This window comes from Egibacteraceae bacterium (genome assembly GCA_040905805.1).
Classification (GTDB): Bacteria; Actinomycetota; Nitriliruptoria; order Euzebyales; family Egibacteraceae; genus DATLGH01.
On record JBBDQS010000134.1, the window covers coordinates 1 to 19,230 of the forward strand.

Consider the following 19,230-nt stretch of genomic DNA (forward strand, 5'->3'; position numbering starts at 1 on the left):
CGGTTGTGCAGGTCCAGGGCGATGCGCTCGGCGTTGCCCGGGCTGCTTGCGTCGGAAGGGATCGGCTCCTCGGCGTAGAACGTGACCCTCAGCACCAAGAAACTCGGGTTGCCGACCCGATCGGGGGATCCGACCGGACAGGGCTGACGGGCCGCCCCCTCGTCATCGCTCCTCCCACTGCTGCGTCCCGAAGTCGGTGTTGCCGATGAACTCCAGGGACTCGTCGTAGTGGAAGTGCCATTGGCCGACGCCGTCGATGGAGTCGCACACCATTGCCCCGTAGATGTCCGCGGCGGTCCCCGCCGTGGACAGGGAACCGGACCCACCGCAGTTCGCACCCGGGGCGTGGATAGCCCCGCCGAAGCGCGCGTCATTGCCCACGTGGAAGGCCGCCGGTGGGTCGCTGTCCAGACGCCGCTGGAGGAAGACCTGCAGCGCACCGGACCGGGGCGGGGGAAAGGCCCCCGGGTCGGTCGGGAAGGGCCGGTTGCAGGCTACGCAGTTGAGGCGGCGCGTGGTCTCGATCTCGACGTTGCCCGTGACGTAGAGGGTGACGGCGTCGTCGGGGTTGGCCATGTCAGCACGCGGCGTCCATTCCTCCGTCGTGGTGGGGATATCGGTCCCCGTCAAGTGGGTGGCGGTCTGTGGCGCCACGATCGTGGTATCCACCGAGATCCGCACCGACCGGAAGCAGTAGTAGTTCGCCTCTTCCGGGGCCGCGCCCAGGCCGACCCCGACGAACGGATTGGGCTGCCCGGTCGGCAGCGTTGCCGGCTCCATCCGAAACGGTTGCAGGGCCGCAACGGTGCGCACGGTCACGGGCGTGGTCCCCGCCGTGACGTGCACGCCGGCGCTGTCGATGACCAGCGCCGGGTAGGGCCCAGACCCACACGCGTTCAAGGCCGTGCGCAGCTCCGGCGGGCCGGGGGCGATCGTCCGTGGTTGCGCGGATCCCTGCAGGTAGGGCCCCTCGACCGATCCCACCGGGTTGGTCTGAGCCCAGGTGGAGCAAACGCTCTGTTCCGTGTCCAGGCCGATGCGGCCCTGGCCGCTGCACTGGCTGGCGGGATCGCTGGTGCCCGCGGCAGCGAGGTTGAACATCTGCAATCCGTCCAGGACCGAGGAGCTGCCGCCCGTCTCCACCGGGCCGTTGGAGCCGACCCACCCGGCTCGGCCGGGTCCGGGCCAGCGCTCCGGACGGTCTCCCCGTCCGCTGTCGTAGCTGTCGGCCACGTTGTTGTTGCCGAAGTTGGCGATGCTGTCGGCGAAGGCGGCGGCGAAGAAGCGCCGGCCCTCCTCCACGATCACGCGCAGCCGCCGCTGCACGCCGTTGCGCTCGCCGACCGCCGTGACCTCCCAGCTGCGCGTGTGGCCCAGGCGCTGGGCGTACCACTGGTAGCGGCCCGTCTCGGCGGACCCGCCGGCGATGCACCACGACACCCCGAGCAGCGGGCAGGACTCCTGCACGCCGGTGAGGGTGCTGCCCTCCACCGGCATGCGCGCCTCCGCCGACGTCGACGCGCGCAGCCGGAACTGCGCCTGCTCGACGGCCGCGTCGGCGGCGTACAGCACGGTGGTGAAGTCACTGTCGTGGCGGGCCTGGCGCTGCGCCGACACCGTCGTCGCCAGCATCACGCTGACGAGGCCGGAGATGACGATGATGACGAGCAGGCCCAGGGGGATCGAGCCCCGCTCGGCAGCGGCCGTGGCGAGCGGTCGAGTCTGCGATCTGTCGTCTACGACATCGGCACTCATGAATACAGAACCTTGGAGTCGATAGCTCGGGGGGTGCCTTCTGCATCGGTCGCACCCCGGGTGTGCCTGTAGGTATAAACCGCATGAATGAGAAAAATGGCTCATCCGGGGGAGGGTGCCTTCCCCCAGCCGGGGGGCAGTGCGGGACACACCTCAAGCTAGCCACGATACGTAGGCTTTTTCCTGGTTGTCCGCGCCTTACGACTAGACTCAGGCACCTATGGATGAACGTGAAGCCGCCCGACCCGGGATCATCCGCATCGTCATCGCCGAGGACCACGGCTTGGTCGCTGAAGGCTTGTCCACGATGCTGTCCCTCGAGGGGGACATGGAGATCGTCGACATGGTCGCCTCGGGGGAGGCGTTGGTGGAGTCGGTGGAGCACCACCGTCCCGACGTGGCACTGGTCGACGTGAAGCTGGTCGGCATGGACGGGTTGACCGCGGTGCAGCACATCCACCAGCGCGGTGGCCCCACGCGGATGATGGCGCTGACCATGTCCACCGACCAGGCCACCGTCAGCCGCGCGGTCGCCGCAGGCGTCGTGGGATACCTGCCCAAGAACGTCCGCCGGGAGGAGCTCGTCCAGGCGGTGCGCGCGGTCGCTGGCGGGAAGGGCTTCTTGCATCCCGATGTCACCCGCCCGTTCCTCGACCGGGCGGGGCCCACCGGCGACCCGGGTCTCACACCGCTGTCAAAGCGGGAGCAGGAGGTCCTCGAGCAGCTGGCGGCCGGCCGGTCGACACGGGAGATCGCCGAGGTGCTGGGTCTGGGCGATGAGACGGTCAAGAGCCACCTCTCGCGGATCTACGCCAAGCTCAAAGCCAACGACCGGGTCCAGGCCGTCGTGACCGCGATGCGCCATGGGCTGGTCCGCTAGGCGCGGCTACAGTTTCTCCCGGGTTGGGTCGAAGCCTTCAGGCATGCCAACCTCTGAGACCGCGACCGCCCATGCCCGCAAATCGACCACCGTGGTCGTCGTGGACGACCACCATGCGATCCGCTCGGCCCTCTGCATGATGCTCGACGGGCTCCCTGACGTCGCCGTCGTCGGGCAGGGAGCGTCGGTGGTGCAAGCCGGCAAGGTGATCGAAGCGCATGACCCCGACGTGGTGCTCCTCGACCTGCGCCTGCACGGCGAAGACGGCCTGGAGGTGGCCAGAGCACTGCGCGATCGCGCGGCGCGCACCAAGGTCCTGGTCCTGAGCGCGTCCGACGGGCTCGACGACCTGCGCGCCGCCCTCGACGCCGGCGCGAACGGGTTCCTGAGCAAGAGCGCGCCCATGCCCGTGCTGGTGGACGGCGTCCGCCGCACCGCTGCGGGACAGCAGGTCATCAGCGCCGAGCTCGTGTACGCCCTGTCGGGGCGCGTCGCGGCCCCCGCGGCGACCCCTCGCCGGTCATCGCGGCACCGTCGCCAGCCTTCTGGGTAGAGGCAGCGTGAGCCCACAGTAGCGGCCGGACCCATTGACGATGCCGGCATGCGAGGTCCATGATCGTCCTGTTTGCCCGGTGGTCGTGCCATCTGGTGCAGGTCCGAGCGGCGCGCCGTGATCATTCCCGAGGCGCCCGTGCCTCGTCGTAAACCTTCGTCGTAATCCTGGAGCGTCGTGTCGCTATCTCGGCTTCTGGCCAACCGTCCCCTCGTCGCGGTCTTCGTCGGCGCGGTGGTCATCGTGGGCCTGGTCGTGGGGTCGGGTTACCACGCGGGGCAGCTGATGGATCGTCGTGCGGTCGTTGACGGGCTCGTGCGCAGCATCAACGACGACACCATGGAGTCGCACCTGTGGCTGAAGGAGCATCTGGCGGGCGACGACCAGAGGCTGCCGGGCGGCACCGGCCAGCACCTCGCCGGCGCGCTGGGGGCGTGCACGACCCTGCGTGTCGGCGGTCGGGTGGCCGGGCAGCGAGTCGAGCCCCTTCACGACGACGCCCAACCGTCGGTCGCGGCGTTGTGCGACCGGCTGGTGGCCCTCCAGGAGCTCACCGACCGCCTGATCGCCGACCCCGCCCCCCACGGTGTCGAGTCGGACCTTCACGGTGACTACGACGCGCTCTCCAACGAGACCTTGGCCGCGGCCGACCGTGTGGCCGACGCCGTCGCCGAACTGGTCCAGGCACGGCGTGCGGAGCTGGCCGGACTGTCCGCGGCGCTTGTCGCTGCGGTCCTGGCAACATTTTTCCTCATGACTGTCATCGTGTCCCGCCACGCACGCCAGCTGCAGCAAGCCGGCCGCCGCCAGGCCGAGAGCGAAGCCTGGTTTCGCACCCTCGTGCACGGCACCAGCGACCTGATCGTCGTGCTCGACGCCGGCGGCACCCTGCTGTACGCCAACCCTGTGGCGGAGGATGTCCTGGGATGCTCACCGGCCGAGGAGGCCGGCCGGGACCTGTTCGCGCATGTGCATCCCGACGACCGCGACCGCACGGCGAAGGAGTTCGCCCAGTGGTCGCGCCAGCCTGGGACCGCGCACCCGTGGGTGTTGCGTCTCGAAAGCGCCGAGGGGGGGTGGCGAACGCTCGAGGCGATCGTGACCAACTTCCTGGATGACCCGGCGGTCGCCGGTGTGGTGGTCAACGCCCGCGACGTCACCGAGACCCAGGCGAGCCGCCGCGCCCTGGATGCCAGCGAGTCGTTGCTGCGCGAGGCGCAACGGATCTCCCACGTCGGGCACTGGCAGTGGGATGTCGCCAGCCACCGGCTCGATTGGCTCGCCGCGGAGATCTACGCCATCCACGGCATCGCACCCGATCAGTGGCGCCAGACGAGCGAGGCGTACTACGACTTCCTCCCCCTCGAGGACCACGACCTGCTGCGCGCCTCGGTGGAGGAGTCCCTCACCACCGGCTCGTCCACGGTGACCCACCGCATCGTGCGGCCCGACGGCACGATTCGCCACGTACGCCACCAGAGCGAGCTGGTGCGCGGCGCGACGGGTGCACCCCAGCGGCTGGTGGGCACCTGCCAGGACGTCACCGAGCAGGAGGAGCTGGCACGCGCGCTCGACGAGCGCGTCAAGGAGCTGACCTGCCTGGCTGCGGTGCGTCACGTCGTGCAGGAGGTGGACGACGCCGCGGACGTGTGCGCGGCCGCTGCTGCGGCACTCGCCCTGGCGGTCCAGCATCCCGATGTGGTGGTGGCCACCGTGGACCTCGACGGGCGGACGTACGGCACCGGGGAGCAGCCAGGTGCCGGCGAGCAGCTGGCCGCTGCGATCGTGGTCGACGGCGCTGAGCGGGGACGGGTTCGAGTCGGCTACCCGTGCGACGGTGCGGCGTTCCTGCCTGAGGAGCACGACCTGATCCAGTCGGTGGCGGCCACGCTCGCCCTGTGGTTGCAACGACACGAGTCCGCCGCGGCGCTGGTGGACAGCGAGGCGCGGTTCCGCCGACTGGTCGACAACGTCCCCGATGTGGTCTTCCGCTACCGGCTCGGCGACGGCGAGGGCATGGAGTACATCAGCCCGTCCGTGGAAGCGCTGACGGGCTACACCGTCGGGGAGTTCCTGGACGATCCCCACCTCGTACGCCAGATCCTCGTCGATGCCGACGCAGCAATGGACCGGGACAGCGCGCAGGACTCCGCGGGCAAGGACAACAGCGGAGCCGTCCAGGTCGTCGCACGCGACGGATCGGTGCGGTGGCTGGACTACCACGTCGTGCCGGTCGAGGACGAGGAGGGCATCCTCGTCGCGGTCGAAGGCATCGCCCGCGACGTGACCGAGCGAACGATCGCGGACCAGGCGCTGCAGCAGCGCGCACGTGAGCATGCCGCTCTGGCCCGCTTCGGGGAAGCGGCACTGACCTGCGAGGAGATGGCTGACTTGTTCGACCTCGCCGCCACGGTGGTCAAGGAGACGTTGCCGGTGGACGCCGTGGGCGTGACCGAGCTGCGCCCGGACACCGGCGAGCTGGTGGTGTCCAGCGGGATCGGCTGGCCCCCGGGGGTCGTCGGGACGATGCGCCTGCCCGCCGACGCCGGGTCGCTGGCGTCGGCAGCGATCGCCACGCACGCACCCGTGGTCGTGGCCGACCTCGCGGACGCCACCACCCCTGCGGCGCCGTTGCTCGCCGCACAGGGCATGGTCAGCGGCATGAGCGTCGTGATCGGGGGCAGAGGCGGCCCCTACGGGACGCTGGGCGCCTTCAGCGCCCGCCCGCAGGAGTACCCGGATGCTCAGGTGCGGTTCCTGCAGACCCTTGCCCACCTCCTCGGTGCCGCCATCGAGCGGACGACCGCGCAATCCGCCCTGACGCGCAGCGAGCGGGAGTTCCGCACGCTGACCGAGCAGATGCCCGACATCGTCGCCCGCTACGGCGACGACCATCGATGCCGCTACGTCAACCCTTCCATGGAGGCGGTCCTCGGGATATCGCCGTCCGAGATGATCGGCAGGACCAACCGTGAGCTGGGGATGCCCGCGCTCTCCATCGCGGTCTGGGAGGACGCCTACGACCGGGTGTTCGCCACTGGCGAGCCGGCCACCGTCGAGGGCGCGTACCCCGGCGTGGGGGGTCTCACCCGCCTGCAGTCGTTGCTGATCCCCGAGTTCGATCAGCTGGGCGCCGTGTGTGCGGTGATCAGCGTCAGCCGCGACATCACCGAGCTGCGCCGAGCCGAGGAGGAGCGCCGTGAGGGCCTGAGCCGCATCGTGGCCGCGCAGGAGGCGGAGCGCGGGCGTATCGGCGAGGACATCCACGACGACTCGATCCAGGTGATGACCGCAGTCGGGATGCGCCTGGAAGTGCTCAAGCTGCACGTGACCGAGCCCGAGGCGCTTGACCTGTTGGGGCGGCTCGAGGAGACCGTCCGCCACTCCATCGACCGGCTGCGCACGCTCATGTTCGAGCTGCGGCCCCCCGAGCTCGACCGTGACGGGCTGCCCGCGACCCTGTCGTTGTACCTGGAGGCCACCGCCACCGACGGCCTGCCCCGGTGGGAGGTGGTGGACCACTGCACCCGTGAGCTCCCAGGCGAGACCCTGGTCGTGCTGTACCGCATCGCGGTGGAGGCGATCGTCAACGTGCGCAAGCACGCCCAGGCGTCGTTGCTCACGGTCACCCTCGACGACGTCGATGGCGGCGTGCGCCTGCAGGTCCGCGACGACGGGCTAGGCTTCGACACCGCCGGGCTCGCCGAGATCGGCCCGCACCATGTCGGCACGGCCACCATGCGCGGGCGCGCAGGCGCGGCCGACGGCACCGTGGACATCCACAGCGTCCCGGGCGAGGGCACCGTGGTGTCCGCGTGGCTGCCGTGCCCACCCGCCTCCCCGGTCGCGTCGTGACACCGATCCGCGTGGTCGTCGCCGACGACCAGCCCCTCGTGCGCGCCGCGCTCGTCGACCTGCTCGCTGCTGATCCCGGCATCGACGTGGTCGGGACCGCCAGCAACGCCCCCGAGGCGATCGCCCGATGCGCGATGTTGGTGCCCGACGTGGTGCTCATGGACGTCAAGATGCCCGGCGGTGGGGGACTCAAGGCCACCAGGGAGATCTGCCGGAGTCGCCCCCAGACGCGGATCGTGGCCTTCTCCGCCCACCGGGACCGGTCAACCGTCCAGGAGATGCTCGGCGCCGGCGCGGTCGACTACGTGACCAAGGGCTCACCACCGGCGGAAATCGTCGCTGCGGTCCACAAGGCGTTCCGCGGCTCAGACCCCGCATAGCCTGCAGGTTGGACAGCGGACGCGATGCTCAGGAGAACCAGCCGGCACAGTGAGGGGCGCATGAAGATCGCGATGGTCGGACTCGGCAAGATGGGCGCGAACATGGCCCAGCGGCTGCGCGGCTTCGGCCACGAGGTCGTGGGCTATGACCGCGACCCGGGCAAGGCCGACGTCGCGTCGTTGCCGGAGGCGGTGGCCGCCCTGGACGGGCAGCCACGCCGGGTCGTGTGGGTGATGGTCCCGGCGAGCGCGACGTCGGGTTCGTCGACGCGGGCGTGTCGGGTGGGGTGTGGGGCCTCGACGAGGGCTACTGCATCATGGCGGGGGGCAGCGAGACCGACATCAGCCACCTGCGCCCGGTGTTTCACGGGCTGGTCACCGAGGGCGGGTTCGCCCATGTCGGCCCGGTCGGTGCGGGCCACTTCACCTGGCTGTTGGACCGCAGGGCTGGAGGCAGACCCGGGGCTGGCGTCGGTCAGCGGCTACGCCACGCGGCCGTCATGAGCGGCCCCCGGTCGACGTGCACCAGCCTCGGCACGCAGGCGGCAACGCTCATCGGCCGGGGGAAGTCATGACCGAACCAGTCCTGTCCGTGCGGGGCTTGCGCACCGAGTTCGTCACCGACGAGGGCGTCGTGCACGCGGTGAGCGGTGTCAGCTTCGACGTGTACCCGGGTGAGACGCTGGGCGTGGTCGGCGAGTCGGGGTCGGGCAAGTCGGTGAGCGTCTTGTCGATCCTGGGCCTGGTCCCGCAGCCACCGGGGCGTATCGTCGGAGGCCAGGCGGTCTACGAGGGTCGGGACCTGCTCGGGCTGCGCGACCGGGAACTGCGGCAGATCAGGGGCAAGGACATCGCCATGGTGTTCCAGGATCCGACGACGTCGCTGAACCCGGTCCTACGGGTGGGGGTGCAGATCGCCGAGGCTGTTCGGGTCCACAGCCGGGGTGCGTCCGGGAAGGCCGCGTGGGCGCGCTCGGTGGAGCTGCTGGGGATGGTGGGTGTGCCCGATGCCGCCCGGCGTGCGAGCGCCTACCCCCATGAGTTCTCCGGTGGGATGCGCCAGCGGGCGATGATCGCCATGGCGATCGCCAACGAGCCGAAGGTGCTCATCGCCGACGAGCCCACCACGGCGCTGGATGTCACGATCCAGGCGCAGGTCCTGGACGTGCTGGCGGTCGCGCAGCGGGAGACGAACGCGGCGACGATCCTGATCACCCACGACCTGGGCATCATCGCGGAGATGGCTGACCGTGTCGCCGTCATGTATGCCGGCAAGGTCGTCGAGGTGGCCGATGTCCACGCGATCTTCCACCAGCCACGCCATCCCTACACCCTGGGTCTGATGGCGAGCCTTCCCCGCCTGGAGACCGACCTCGAGCGTCTCTGCCCCATCCCGGGTCAGCCCCCGAGCCTCATCGAGCTGCCGTCGGGGTGCTCCTTTCATCCCCGCTGCCGGGTCTACCGGGGGCGTGATCGCTGCCGGGAGGAGGAGCCGCCGCTGCATGACACCGGCGGCGACCACCGCTCCGCGTGCCACTTCCACGACGAGGTCGCCGCCGAGATCGGCGCGGTGGAAGCCGAGATCGGCGCCAGCCTCACCGGCGACGGGTCGTGACGACCCCGGCAACTGCCCACGACGGGCAGACGCCCGGCGCGCTGCACGAGCGCGCCGCGAAGGGTGAGGAGGTCCTGCGCGTCGAACGGCTCGTCAAGCACTTCCCCGTCTCCAAGGGCCTGCTGCACCGACAGGCCGGCGTGATCAGGGCCGTGGACGGGGTGAGCTTCAGCCTGGCCGCCGGTGAGACTCTGGGCCTGGTCGGCGAGTCGGGCTGCGGCAAGTCCACCACCGGGCGCACCATCATGCGCTTGCTCGATCCGACCAGCGGGCAGGTGTGGTTCAAGGGCCACGAGATCACCGCGTACAGCCGCCGGCGGATGCACGCGGTCCGCCGCGAGATCCAGATCGTCTTCCAGGACCCCTACGCGTCGCTGAACCCGCGCATGACCGTGCGCAGCATCGTCGCCGAGCCGCTGCGCGTCCACGGCCGACACCGGGGCGCGCAGGGCCGCGCCCGGGTCGCCGAGCTGCTTGAGCTCGTCGGTCTCAACCCCGAGCACGGCAACCGCTTCCCCCACGAGTTCTCCGGCGGTCAGCGACAACGCATCGGCATCGCCCGTGCCCTGGCCCTCAACCCGCAGGTGCTCGTCCTCGACGAGCCGGTCAGCGCGCTGGACATGTCCATCCAGGCCCAGGTCATCAACCTGCTCCAGCAGCTGCAGGCCGACCTCGGCGTGGCCTTCCTGTTCATCGCCCACGACCTGTCCGTCGTGCGCCACGTCTGCGACCGCGTCGCGGTCATGTACCTGGGACGCATCGTGGAGACCGGCACCCGCGCCCAGATCTACACCGAGCCGACCCATCCCTACACCCAGGCGCTGCTGTCTGCCGTGCCGATCACCGACCCCTCCCGGCGCGGCACGCGCGAGCGCATCGTCTTGCGTGGCGACCCGCCGAGCCCCGCAGACCCCCCGTCGGGCTGCAACTTCCGCACCCGCTGCTTCAAAGCCGACGACACGTGCGCAGCCGAGGACCCGGCCCTGACGGACCGCTTCGGCCACGGCCATCCCAGCGCGTGCCACTACGCCGACGTCCGACCCATCCTCGGGTGAGGACGCAACTTGTCAGTGGACTGCACCCTTGGTTAACTCGGGCTTCCAGCCCGTTACTGGGTTGTGAACGCCAGGCTTTCGACATGGGGGATCGCACATGGTTCAGCTACAGCGCTTCGCAGCACTGCTGCTCGTCGGCGCAATGGGTTTCGCGCTGACGGCGTGCGACACGGACGACGAGGGGTCCGACGAGCAAGTCGACGAGGAGGTCGACACCACCCAGGAGGACGACGAGGACGACGAACCCCGGCACGGTGGGACGCTGCGGGTGGCGTTGTCGAGCGACCCCGGACTGCTCAACCCGGCGGCGACGACCTCGGGGGCGGTGCACTTCGCCACCCACCTGATGTTCAACGGCCTGGTCGACCTCGACGAGAACCTGGAGCCGGTACCCGAGCTGGCCGAGGAGTGGGACGTCGAGGAGGACGGAGCGCTGTACCGCTTCCATCTGCGCGACGACGTCGTCTGGCACGACGGCGAGCCGTTCACCTCCGAGGACGTGCGGTTCTCGTTCGAGGAGGTGCTGCTCGACCTGCACTCCCGCACTGCTGCGTCGGTGGGCGGGGCGCTGGACCGCATCGAGACCCCCGACGACCACACCGTGGAGTTCCACTTCGACGAACCCTACGCGCCCCTGCTCCAGCAGCTCGACGTCGGCGAGGCCGCGATCGTGCCCCAGCACGTCTTCGAAGGGGCGGACAGCATCGAGGAGCATCCGGGAAGCACCGAGGAGCCGGTCGGCACCGGGCCGTTCCGGTTCGTGTCCTACGAGCCGGACTCCGAGATCATCCTCGAGCGCAACCCGGACTACTTCGAAGAGGACCTTCCGTATCTCGATGAGGTGCTCATGCGCATCATCCCCGAGGACGCGAGCCAGGTCGCCGCGCTCGAAGCCGGCGAGATCGACTATCTCGCCCGCGTGCCGAACGCCGACCGCGACCGGCTGGCCGATGACCCCAACATCGAGATCCTCGAGACGTTTCGCGGCGCCGGCGCGGTGAACTGCCCGATGACGATGACGTTCAACCTCGACCGTCCGACGCTGCAAGACGTCGACGTGCGCCGCGCCATCGCCTACGCGATCGACCGCGAGGCGGTCGTCGACCAGGTGCTGTTCGGCCACGGGCTGGTGCCTGAGGCCCCGCTGCACAGCGGGATGACGTGGGCCCACCCCGGCGACTTGGACCTGCCGGGCTACGACCCCGACCAGGCGGCGCAGCTCCTCGAGGATGCGGGCTGGGTCCTTGAGGACGGCGAGGACGTGCGCGTGGCGCAGGGCGTCGACGGTGTCGACGACGGTACCGCGCTCGAGATCTCCTTTTTGGCGTTCCCCACGTTCAGCGAGTACGGCGAGCTGCTGCGCTCGCAGTTGGCAGAGGTCGGCATCGACGTGACCGTCGAGGCGCTGGAGCCGCCGGCCTTCATCGAGCGGGTCTTCACCGAGCGCGACTTCGACACGAACATCATCTCGTTCTGCCAGGGCCCCGACCCCGAGGTCGGGGTGCGCCGCCAGATCGCCTCCGACCAGATCGGCGACACGCCGTTCTCCAACGCCGCCGGCTACGAGAACGAACGCGTCGATGAGCTGCTCGACGAGGGCCTGAGCACCGTCGGGACCGACGAGCGCGCCGAGATCTACCGGGAGATGCAGGAGATCCTCGTCGACGAGCTGCCCTACTACTGGATCACCGAGCCGATCTTCTCCGTCGCGCACACCGACCGGTGCGAGGGCTTCGTACCGTTCAACCAGTACGCCGAGGCGGCCTTCTGCGACGAAGAGTGACCTGTGACGTCAGCGGGGGTCGCCGTCGGTGAGCGGCGACCTCCGCTACGTCCTCCGGCGGCTCGCGCAGCTCCTGCCAGCAGTCGCCGGGATCCTGCTCATCACGTTCCTGATCGTCGAGCTGTCACCCGGCGATCCCGTGACCTCGCTGGCCGGCCAATCAGGCGACGCCGAGTACTACGCCCGGATGCGGGAGCGCTTCGGCCTCGACCAGCCCCTGCACGTGCGCCTGCGCACCTACGTCGCCAACGTGCTGCGCGGTGACCTGGGCACGTCCTACATCCACGGGCGCCCCGCCTTGGAGGTCGTGCTCGGCCGGCTGCCGGCCACGTTGCTGCTGGCCGGCACGAGCCTGGTGATCTCGAGCTTCGTCGGCGTCGCTCTCGGCGTGGCGGCCGCCATCCGGTCGGGCGGGCTGGTGGACACCGCCATCACCACCGTCAGCCTCGGGTTCTACGCCGCGCCGGTGTTCTGGGTCGGCCTGATGGCGATGATCGTGTTCTCGCTACGCCTGGATCTGTTCCCGGTGACCGGCATGTCCAGTCTGGGGGCGTCCGAGGGGGGCCTTGCCGGTGTGCTCGACATCGCCCATCACCTGGCGCTGCCTGCGCTGGTGCTGGCCTCGCAGGAGATCGCCGCGATCGCCCGGTTGACCCGCAGCGGGATGATCGAGCAGCTGCGCAGCGACCACGTGCGCACCGCGGTCGCCAAGGGCGCTCGGCGTCTGCGGGTGGTCACCCACCATGGGCTGCGGCTCGCGTTGCTGCCGGTGATCACCATCGTCGGCGCGCGGGTCGGCCATCTGCTGGCGGGCGCCATCGTGGTCGAGTTCGTCTTCAGCTGGCCGGGGATAGGCCGCCTGATGGTCACTGCGGTGGGCGATGGCAACACGCCGGTGCTGCTCAGCATCGTGCTGCTGGTCGCGGTGAGCGTGATCCTCGCGAACCTGATCACCGACCTCGCGTATGGCTGGCTGGACCCCCGGATCCGGCTCCGGGCGCGTTGACATGGGCCAGGCCACGGTGGCGCGCCACCGCCTGCTGCGCCGGATCCTGCGCTCGCCCGGCGGGATCTTCGCGGGCGCCCTGCTGGCCGGCGTGCTGGTCCTCGCGGTGTTCGCCGACGTGCTGGCACCCGCGGACCCCTTCGCGGCTCGTTTCGAGAGCCTCGCGCCACCCTCGCGGGCCCACTGGATGGGTACCGACCAGTTCGGCCGTGACGTGCTCAGCGGCGTGCTGTTCGGTATCCGCCAGTCATTGCTCATCGGCGTGACCAGCGGCGCGATCGCCATGGCGCTCGGGGTGACGGTGGGGCTGACCTCGGGCTACCGGGGCGGCTGGATCGACGACGTGCTGATGCGGCTGACCGAGCTGGTGCAGACGCTGCCGCTGTTCTTCGTGGCGATCCTGGTGATCGCCATGTACGGGGCCGGCAACATGCAGCTGATCCTCACCCTCGGGCTGATGATGTGGTCCTGGCTGGCCCGAGTGGTGCGTTCCGAGGTGCTGAGCTTGCGTGAGCGCGCCTACGTCGAGGCGGCCGTCGCCAGCGGCGCCTCCCACCTGCGCATCGCCGTTCGCGAGATCCTGCCGAACGCACTGCCCTCGGCGATCGTGATGCTCGGCCTGATCTTCGCGCAGGTGATCCTGATCGAGGCGAGCCTGGGATTCCTGGGGCTCGCCGATCCCGACACGATGAGCCTGGGCTCGCTCGCCAACCAGGGGCAGCGGCTGCTGCGGGTGGCCTGGTGGCTGCCCTTCTTCCCCGGCGTGGCCATCCTGGTTGCGGTGCTCGGGCTGAACCTGATGAGCGACGCGGTCAACGACGTCCTGGACACCCGTCACTGACCGGCGTGGGTGGCCCCCGTGCGGTCTGGGCGGGGATGCTGCTGGCACCGCGGCCAATCAGCCATCGGAGACGGCACCGCGCGGTGGGGCCGGCCGCTGATCGCCCTCGGCGCGGTCGAGCTCCGCGCGTGCCTGGTCGAGCAGGCGCAGCCGCAGCCGCACGCCCTCGACCAGTGTGCTGCCGTCGTCCACCCCGCCGGCGGCGCGAGCACCCCACAGCGCCGCAGCCTCCTCGAGTCCGGCGACTGCCTCGCCGACGCGTGCCAGCGGAGCGGAGCGGCTCGCCGGCGGGAGGGCCGCGACGGCGACCAGGTGCTCGTCCAAGGCCAGGGCGGCACGCTCCAAGTCGCGGCGCAGCTCCTCGGCCGGGCCAGCGACCGCCGGCTGGGTGCGCATGGCTCGGACCGCGTCGCGCAGGCGCCGGTGCAGCCGCGCCTCCGCAGAGTGCGCGCCCACCCAGGCGACGGGGGCGGACGATGCCGTCCCCGGCACCACCTCGTTGGCGCGTCGTCGACCCCTCCTCACCCCCACGGCGACGGCGGTCACCGCCCCGACCGCGACCAGCACAGCGAGCAGCAGCGCCGCGGCGAGCACCATCACCCGCCCGTCGAGCGGTAGATCAGCCAGGCGGCGACCACGACGATGAGGGCGACCAGCACCGCGAAGGCGATCTTGACCTTGCTGTAGGGACGGTCGCCGTGCACCTCGCCGGTGGCCCCGTTGATGACGACCTGGAAGGGCCGCCCGTCGAAGATGACGGTGAGCAGCCACAGGGGCAGCAGCAGGTGCGCGAACGCGAGGTTGCGGTAGTCGATCTTCTTGCTGGTGATGCGCTGGTGGTCCCCGCCGATGTCGCGGCGGATCGTCGACTCGATCTCCCGCTCCATCCGTTGCTCGGCTTCACCGAAGCACGCCTCGGCGTCCTGGTCGTAGGTCCGGCACAGGTGTCCGGCGACGTACTCCGGGGAGAAGGGGCGGATGCGATCCACCGGCCACGGCTCGAGGGCGGTGGCGTGGCCACGGTCCAACCCGTCGTTGGCGAGCACGGTGAGGTCCGCGAAGTCGTCGGCGACCTGTCCGCTGACGTTGCGCCAGCGGGTGCGTGTCTCGGTGCGCTTGTTGTCCCCGCTGCCCACGGTGACGGTGTAGTCGTCGCCGCGCTTTCCCCGGTAGCGCGTCGTGGTGTCGGCGTCGTAGCTGAAGTAGGCCGTGTAGACGCTCGCGAACGAACCGGCGCTGCTGTAGGTCTTGAACTCCCGGGGAGCGAACCAGCGGCTCTTCACCCACTTCTCCAGGGCCGCCTTCGCGGCCTTCTCGTCGACGCTGAAGGGCAGCACCCCGTCGACGGGCAGCCGGCTCGGCGCGTCATGGACATCGTCGCGCTGGATGGGCGTGGCGCAGTACGGACAGCGGGTCGCGGTCAGCGTGCCGGTGAAGGTGGTGTGGCCCCCGCAGTTCTGGCACACGACCTCCTTCTCCCCGCTGAGCTGCGGACCCGCCTCGGCGGCGCGCCGGCCCTGCTCGGCCACGGCCTGGCGGAAGTCGTGCTTGGGCCCGAGGGCCGCGTCCTGGGCCTGGCGCAGCTCCTGCACGTCACCGCAGTGCCCGCAGGTCAGCTGCTGGACACCGATGTCGAAGACCAGCTCTCCGCCACAGCGCGTGCACGGGTATGTGCGCGTCGCCTGGGTGCCGTGGTGCAGCGCGTGGGTCGCCTCCGGCTCGGACGCGAGCGGGCTGGAAGGCGGCGGCGGCACCCCGTCGGGGTCGAGGGGTGGGGGCGAGCCGGCGACGTCGCTCACGACGACGCTCCCTGATCCTCACCGGCTCCCGACGAGCCTGGCGAGGGCGGGGGCGTCGGGGGCGTCGGGGGCATCGGCGGCGGCACGGGCGGCGGTTGGCTGAACAGCGGGGCGAGGTCAGCCACCTGACCGGCCGGCGACCAGGCCGGCATCCCGGCCGCCCACACCATGGTCGCCGAGGTCAGCTGCCCGGAGCCCACTGCAGCCTGGAGCTGGGCGACCGAATACGGCCCGGACGGCTGGCCGCCGGACTCGACGTGGTACAGGACCTGGCCCGGTAGCGGTGGTGGGGCGGCAGCCGGTGCGGCCGCCGCCGGCGCGGGGGTGCCTTGCAGCGCACCGGCCATCTGGGCGCCGAGCGCCACGCCCAGCCCGGCTTGCATCCCCGCCCCGGCCACGCCGCCTTCGTTGCCTGCGGCGGCGAGCAGCGCATCGGCCGCCCGCACCTGCTGCAGGCGCTCGACGTCACCGACGTTGCGGACGTAGCCGCCCTCCTCGACACCCCGTGCCACCCCGCGCGTCATCGCCTGGGTGACCTCGTCGGGCAGGGAGATGTTCATCATGATGTCGGGGATGGCGAGCCCGAACTCGTCGTCCACCCGCTCGGCGACGAACTCCCGCAGCTTGCCCGACAGCTCGACCTGGCGGCCCTGCAGGTCGATCGCCCCCAGGCCCGTCTCGAGGATCATGTCGGAGAAGGCCAACGAGATGACCCGGCGCAGCAGCTCGGTGATCTCCTCGGTCTCGACGGAGCTGTCGGTGCCGATGACCTCCCGGAGGAAGATCTCGGGGTCCTCGATGCGCACGACGCAGAGGCCGTTGGCCCGCACCTGGACCATGCCGAAGTCGGGGTCGCGGATCGTGATCGGCTGGGGGGTCCCCCAGCGCAGGTCGGTCACCGGCCGGGTGTTGAGGAAGTACACCTCGCTGCGGAAGGGGCTGTTGAAGCCGTGCTTCCAGCCCTGCAGCGTCGAGAGGACCGGCAGGTTCTCGCTGGTGAGCTCGTAGGCCCCGGGCTCGAAGACGTCGGCGAGCTGGCCCCGGTAGACGAAGACCGCCCGCTGCCCTTCGCGCACGATCAGCTGGGCGCCGTGCTTGATCTCGTTCTGGTGACGGGCGAACCGCCATGCCAGCGTCGACCGGTTGTCATCGAGCCACTCGATGATGTCGACCAGCTCGCCCTTCAGCTTGCTGATGAGCCCCATCCCGCTGTCCTCCCGCCGATAGCGACCGCCGCCTGTGGTCCCACCGCCGACGGCAGGGCAACCCGCCTGCCGCCTCCGGGCACAGTATGCATCCCCCCGGCGTCCGCTTCCATGGTTTTCGGCCATTCCCCGGCGCGCTGGTCAGGGCGAACCGGGGGTCCTCGGTTCGGGGCTTGCGCGGTCCAACGGGACGTGCAAGCCCACGGTGGTGCCCGCGCCGGGGGCGCTGCGCAGCTCCAGGCGCGCGTCGAGGGCGGCGGCGCGTTCGCGGATGTTGTCGAGCCCCCGGCCGACCTGCGCGGTGCCGGGCGTGAACCCGGCCCCGTCGTCGGTGACCGCAACGGTGAGCTCCCCCTCGTCGACCATCGCGCGTACCGTCACCCGAACGGCGCCGGCGTGCCTGGCGCAGTTGGACAGGGCTTCCCGCACCACCTGCAGGACATCGGGAAGCAGGTCCTCCGGCACGTGCGCGTCGACATCGGGGGAGAGGTCGAGGTCCGGCCGCACCAGCGCGTTGACCTCGTGCTCCCGGGCGAGCTCCGTCAAGCCGCGGACCAGGCCCATCCGCGCCGCCTGCTGGGGACGCAACCGGAAGATGTAGTTGCGCAGCTCCCTGATCACCCCGTCCAGCGCGTCCACGGTGTGGTCGAGCCGCTCGTCGACCCGCTGGGGGTCGGTCGCCGTCAGGTTGCGTGCACTCTCCAGACCCATCCCGATCGAGAACAGCGTCTGGATCACCCCGTCGTGCAGCTCGCGTGAGATCCGGTCGCGCTCGTCCTGGACCGCCAACGACTGCAGCTGCTCGGCCAGCTGCGCATTCTCGATCGCGGCGCCGGCCTGCGCGGCCAGCACCACCACGAGCTCCTCGTCGCGCTGCCCGAAGCCCCCGGCCTTCTCGGTGAGGTACAGGTTGCCGTACACCCGACCGCGTGAGCGCACCGGGGCGCCGAGGAAGCCCTCCATCGGGGGGTGGTTCGGCGGGAAACCGTACGACGCCGGGTGCGCCGCGATGTCCTCGGTGCGGATGACTCTCGGATCACGGATCAGCAGGCCCAGGAGGCCCTTGCCGCGCGGCAGGTGGCCGATCTCGCGGGCGGTCTCCTCATCGATGCCGGTGTAGATGAACCGGGCGATCGTGTGGTCCTCACCGACGACGCCCAAGGCCGCGTAGCGCGCACCGGTCGCCGTGCTGGCCGCGTCGACGATCGCCCGCAGCACCGCGTCGAGACCGAGCTCACCGGCCAACGCCGCAGCGGCGTCGGCCAGCCCCAGCAGACCCTCGTCGCTCGCGCTCACGCGTGCAGCGTAACGGTCCCCGCGATCATCGGACACCAAGGTGGGAACCCGCTCGCCCGCCGCGACGTCAGACCGGGCATGCGTCGACTGGCCTGGACGACCCTGACCCTGACCGCCCTGCTGCTCGCCGGCTGCGGGGACCCCGGTGGCGGGAGCGGCGGGCCCGCCGACGACCTTGCCGGAGCCTGGGAGCTCGGGGAGGGGACCGGACCCGACGGGGCGATCCCCCTCGCGGAGGGCCACCCGATCACCTTCACCGTGGAGGACGACGGCGAGCAGGTCGGTGGCACCGCCGCGTGCAACTCCTACGGCGCCACCCTCGCGCGCGACGGCGAGCGCCTGGCCGTCACCGGGCTGTTCGCCACCGAGATGGGCTGCAGCCCGGCTGCGGTCATGGACGCCGAGCAGGCCTACCTCACCGCGCTCGCCCGGGTCGACGCCGCCACCACCGAGGGCGACACCCTCACCCTCACCGGCGACGGCGTGGCGCTGACGTTCGCCCGCCTGCCTGAAACCGTCGACGAACCCCTCGTGGGCACCTCCTGGGTCCTGGACACCCTGCTCGACGGCGAGACCGCCGCCACCGTCCCGGAGGCCGAACGCCCGATGACCCTGGAGCTCGCCGAGGACGGCACCTACCGGGCCGACACCGGGTGCAACACCCTGGACGGGCAGTTCGTCGATGCCGGCGACCGCCTCGATCTGCGGACGGTGTCGGTGACCGACGTGGCCTGCCCCGCTCCGTTCACCGATGTCCAGGAGCACGTCGTGGCCGTCCTCGACCACGAGGTCGCGGTGGACCGGGCGGGCGAGCGGCTCACGCTGACCGCCGACGACGGGCTCGGGCTGGGCTACCGCGCCGCGGCGGCGTCGGGCTCCGCGCAGGGGTAGGTCAGCGCAGGTTGCGGAACCGGCGCATGGTCAACGGGCCGAACACCAGGACCAGCCCCGCCGACATCGCCAGGACGACACCGATCTCCGACGCCGCCACCGTGCCGTGCATCAGGCCGCGGACCGCGGTCGCCACATGGGTGATCGGGTTGAGGCGCACGGCCACCTGCAGCCACGACGGCATCGTCGCCGGGTCGACCAGCACGTTGCTCATGAACGTCAGCGGGAACAGCACCATCATGGCGCTGTACATCACCGATTCCAGACCTCTTGACATAGAGGGCTGAAAACCCACTCGTGGCGGGGAAAGGTCCCA

The 19,230-nt window shown here is 70.7% G+C and carries 17 protein-coding genes; 11 read left to right on the forward strand and 6 right to left on the reverse strand.

Translation table 11 applies throughout. The features are described 5' to 3' along the window. Window positions 1-162: 162 nt before the first annotated feature. Window positions 163-1,755, reverse strand: a complete 1,593-nt coding sequence (locus WD250_14550; protein ID MEX2621432.1) for a hypothetical protein — start codon at window positions 1,753-1,755, stop codon at window positions 163-165. Window positions 1,756-1,975: 220 nt separating this feature from the next. Between WD250_14550 and WD250_14555 the strand changes: the two genes are divergently transcribed. The 10 genes from WD250_14555 (at window position 1,976) to WD250_14600 (ending at window position 13,723) form a co-directional block, all read left to right on the forward strand. Further along, window positions 1,976-2,635 (forward strand): response regulator transcription factor, encoded by a 660-nt coding sequence (locus tag WD250_14555; GenBank protein ID MEX2621433.1) that lies wholly within the window; start codon window positions 1,976-1,978, stop codon window positions 2,633-2,635. A 43-nt stretch (window positions 2,636-2,678) separates the two neighbouring features. After that, a complete protein-coding gene (locus tag WD250_14560) occupies window positions 2,679-3,188 on the forward strand; it encodes a response regulator transcription factor (GenBank protein MEX2621434.1) in 510 nt (169 codons plus the stop codon). Between the two features lie 177 nt (window positions 3,189-3,365). Continuing rightward, a complete protein-coding gene (locus tag WD250_14565; GenBank protein ID MEX2621435.1) occupies window positions 3,366-7,043 on the forward strand; it encodes a PAS domain S-box protein in 3,678 nt (1,225 codons plus the stop codon). Further along, window positions 7,040-7,423 (forward strand): response regulator transcription factor, encoded by a 384-nt coding sequence (locus WD250_14570; GenBank protein MEX2621436.1) that lies wholly within the window; start codon window positions 7,040-7,042, stop codon window positions 7,421-7,423. The genes WD250_14565 and WD250_14570 overlap by 4 nt, the downstream gene beginning before the upstream one ends. Before the next feature lie 227 nt (window positions 7,424-7,650). Next, window positions 7,651-7,998: an NAD(P)-binding domain-containing protein gene (locus tag WD250_14575; protein MEX2621437.1), complete on the forward strand. Its 348-nt coding sequence runs from the start codon at window positions 7,651-7,653 to the stop codon at window positions 7,996-7,998. Next, on the forward strand, window positions 7,995-9,038 hold the full coding sequence (locus WD250_14580) for an ABC transporter ATP-binding protein (GenBank protein MEX2621438.1): 1,044 nt from the start codon (window positions 7,995-7,997) through the stop codon (window positions 9,036-9,038). The genes WD250_14575 and WD250_14580 overlap by 4 nt, the downstream gene beginning before the upstream one ends. Further along, window positions 9,035-10,093: a dipeptide ABC transporter ATP-binding protein gene (locus WD250_14585; GenBank protein ID MEX2621439.1), complete on the forward strand. Its 1,059-nt coding sequence runs from the start codon at window positions 9,035-9,037 to the stop codon at window positions 10,091-10,093. The genes WD250_14580 and WD250_14585 overlap by 4 nt, the downstream gene beginning before the upstream one ends. A gap of 97 nt (window positions 10,094-10,190) precedes the next feature. Then, complete coding sequence (locus WD250_14590; GenBank protein ID MEX2621440.1) at window positions 10,191-11,876, forward strand: ABC transporter substrate-binding protein; 1,686 nt, start codon at window positions 10,191-10,193, stop codon at window positions 11,874-11,876. A 28-nt stretch (window positions 11,877-11,904) separates the two neighbouring features. Then, on the forward strand, window positions 11,905-12,882 hold the full coding sequence (locus tag WD250_14595) for an ABC transporter permease (GenBank protein ID MEX2621441.1): 978 nt from the start codon (window positions 11,905-11,907) through the stop codon (window positions 12,880-12,882). Between the two features lies 1 nt (window position 12,883). Beyond that, window positions 12,884-13,723 (forward strand): ABC transporter permease, encoded by an 840-nt coding sequence (locus tag WD250_14600; GenBank protein ID MEX2621442.1) that lies wholly within the window; start codon window positions 12,884-12,886, stop codon window positions 13,721-13,723. Window positions 13,724-13,780: 57 nt separating this feature from the next. Here WD250_14600 and WD250_14605 read toward each other — a convergent pair whose 3' ends face one another. The 4 genes from WD250_14605 to WD250_14620 all read right to left on the reverse strand — a co-directional run bounded on the left by WD250_14605 (window position 13,781) and on the right by WD250_14620 (window position 18,023). After that, window positions 13,781-14,320, reverse strand: a complete 540-nt coding sequence (locus WD250_14605; protein MEX2621443.1) for a hypothetical protein — start codon at window positions 14,318-14,320, stop codon at window positions 13,781-13,783. Continuing rightward, window positions 14,320-15,522, reverse strand: a complete 1,203-nt coding sequence (locus WD250_14610) for a hypothetical protein (protein MEX2621444.1) — start codon at window positions 15,520-15,522, stop codon at window positions 14,320-14,322. Before WD250_14610 ends, WD250_14605 begins: the two co-directional genes overlap by 1 nt. Continuing rightward, window positions 15,519-16,727 (reverse strand): SPFH domain-containing protein, encoded by a 1,209-nt coding sequence (locus WD250_14615; GenBank protein MEX2621445.1) that lies wholly within the window; start codon window positions 16,725-16,727, stop codon window positions 15,519-15,521. The genes WD250_14610 and WD250_14615 overlap by 4 nt, the downstream gene beginning before the upstream one ends. A gap of 141 nt (window positions 16,728-16,868) precedes the next feature. Beyond that, entirely contained in the window at window positions 16,869-18,023 is a 1,155-nt protein-coding gene (locus tag WD250_14620) for a GAF domain-containing sensor histidine kinase (protein ID MEX2621446.1), read from the reverse strand. 78 nt (window positions 18,024-18,101) lie between these two features. Between WD250_14620 and WD250_14625 the strand changes: the two genes are divergently transcribed. Next, on the forward strand, window positions 18,102-18,914 hold the full coding sequence (locus WD250_14625) for an META domain-containing protein (GenBank protein MEX2621447.1): 813 nt from the start codon (window positions 18,102-18,104) through the stop codon (window positions 18,912-18,914). A 1-nt stretch (window position 18,915) separates the two neighbouring features. Here WD250_14625 and WD250_14630 read toward each other — a convergent pair whose 3' ends face one another. Next, window positions 18,916-19,191 carry an ABC transporter permease gene (locus WD250_14630; GenBank protein MEX2621448.1) on the reverse strand — a complete coding sequence of 92 codons (276 nt, stop codon included), beginning with the start codon at window positions 19,189-19,191 and terminating at the stop codon, window positions 18,916-18,918. Window positions 19,192-19,230 lie beyond the last annotated feature (39 nt).

Coding starts and splice junctions, on each gene's coding strand:
- WD250_14550 (MEX2621432.1), bottom strand. CDS start 1,755: ATGAGTGCCGATGTCGTAGACGACAGATCGCAGACTCGACCGCTCGCC.
- WD250_14555 (MEX2621433.1), top strand. CDS start 1,976: ATGGATGAACGTGAAGCCGCCCGACCCGGGATCATCCGCATCGTCATC.
- WD250_14560 (MEX2621434.1), top strand. CDS start 2,679: ATGCCAACCTCTGAGACCGCGACCGCCCATGCCCGCAAATCGACCACC.
- WD250_14580 (MEX2621438.1), top strand. CDS start 7,995: ATGACCGAACCAGTCCTGTCCGTGCGGGGCTTGCGCACCGAGTTCGTC.
- WD250_14590 (MEX2621440.1), top strand. CDS start 10,191: ATGGTTCAGCTACAGCGCTTCGCAGCACTGCTGCTCGTCGGCGCAATG.
- WD250_14600 (MEX2621442.1), top strand. CDS start 12,884: ATGGGCCAGGCCACGGTGGCGCGCCACCGCCTGCTGCGCCGGATCCTG.
- WD250_14605 (MEX2621443.1), bottom strand. CDS start 14,320: ATGGTGCTCGCCGCGGCGCTGCTGCTCGCTGTGCTGGTCGCGGTCGGG.
- WD250_14615 (MEX2621445.1), bottom strand. CDS start 16,727: ATGGGGCTCATCAGCAAGCTGAAGGGCGAGCTGGTCGACATCATCGAG.
- WD250_14625 (MEX2621447.1), top strand. CDS start 18,102: ATGCGTCGACTGGCCTGGACGACCCTGACCCTGACCGCCCTGCTGCTC.
- WD250_14630 (MEX2621448.1), bottom strand. CDS start 19,191: ATGTCAAGAGGTCTGGAATCGGTGATGTACAGCGCCATGATGGTGCTG.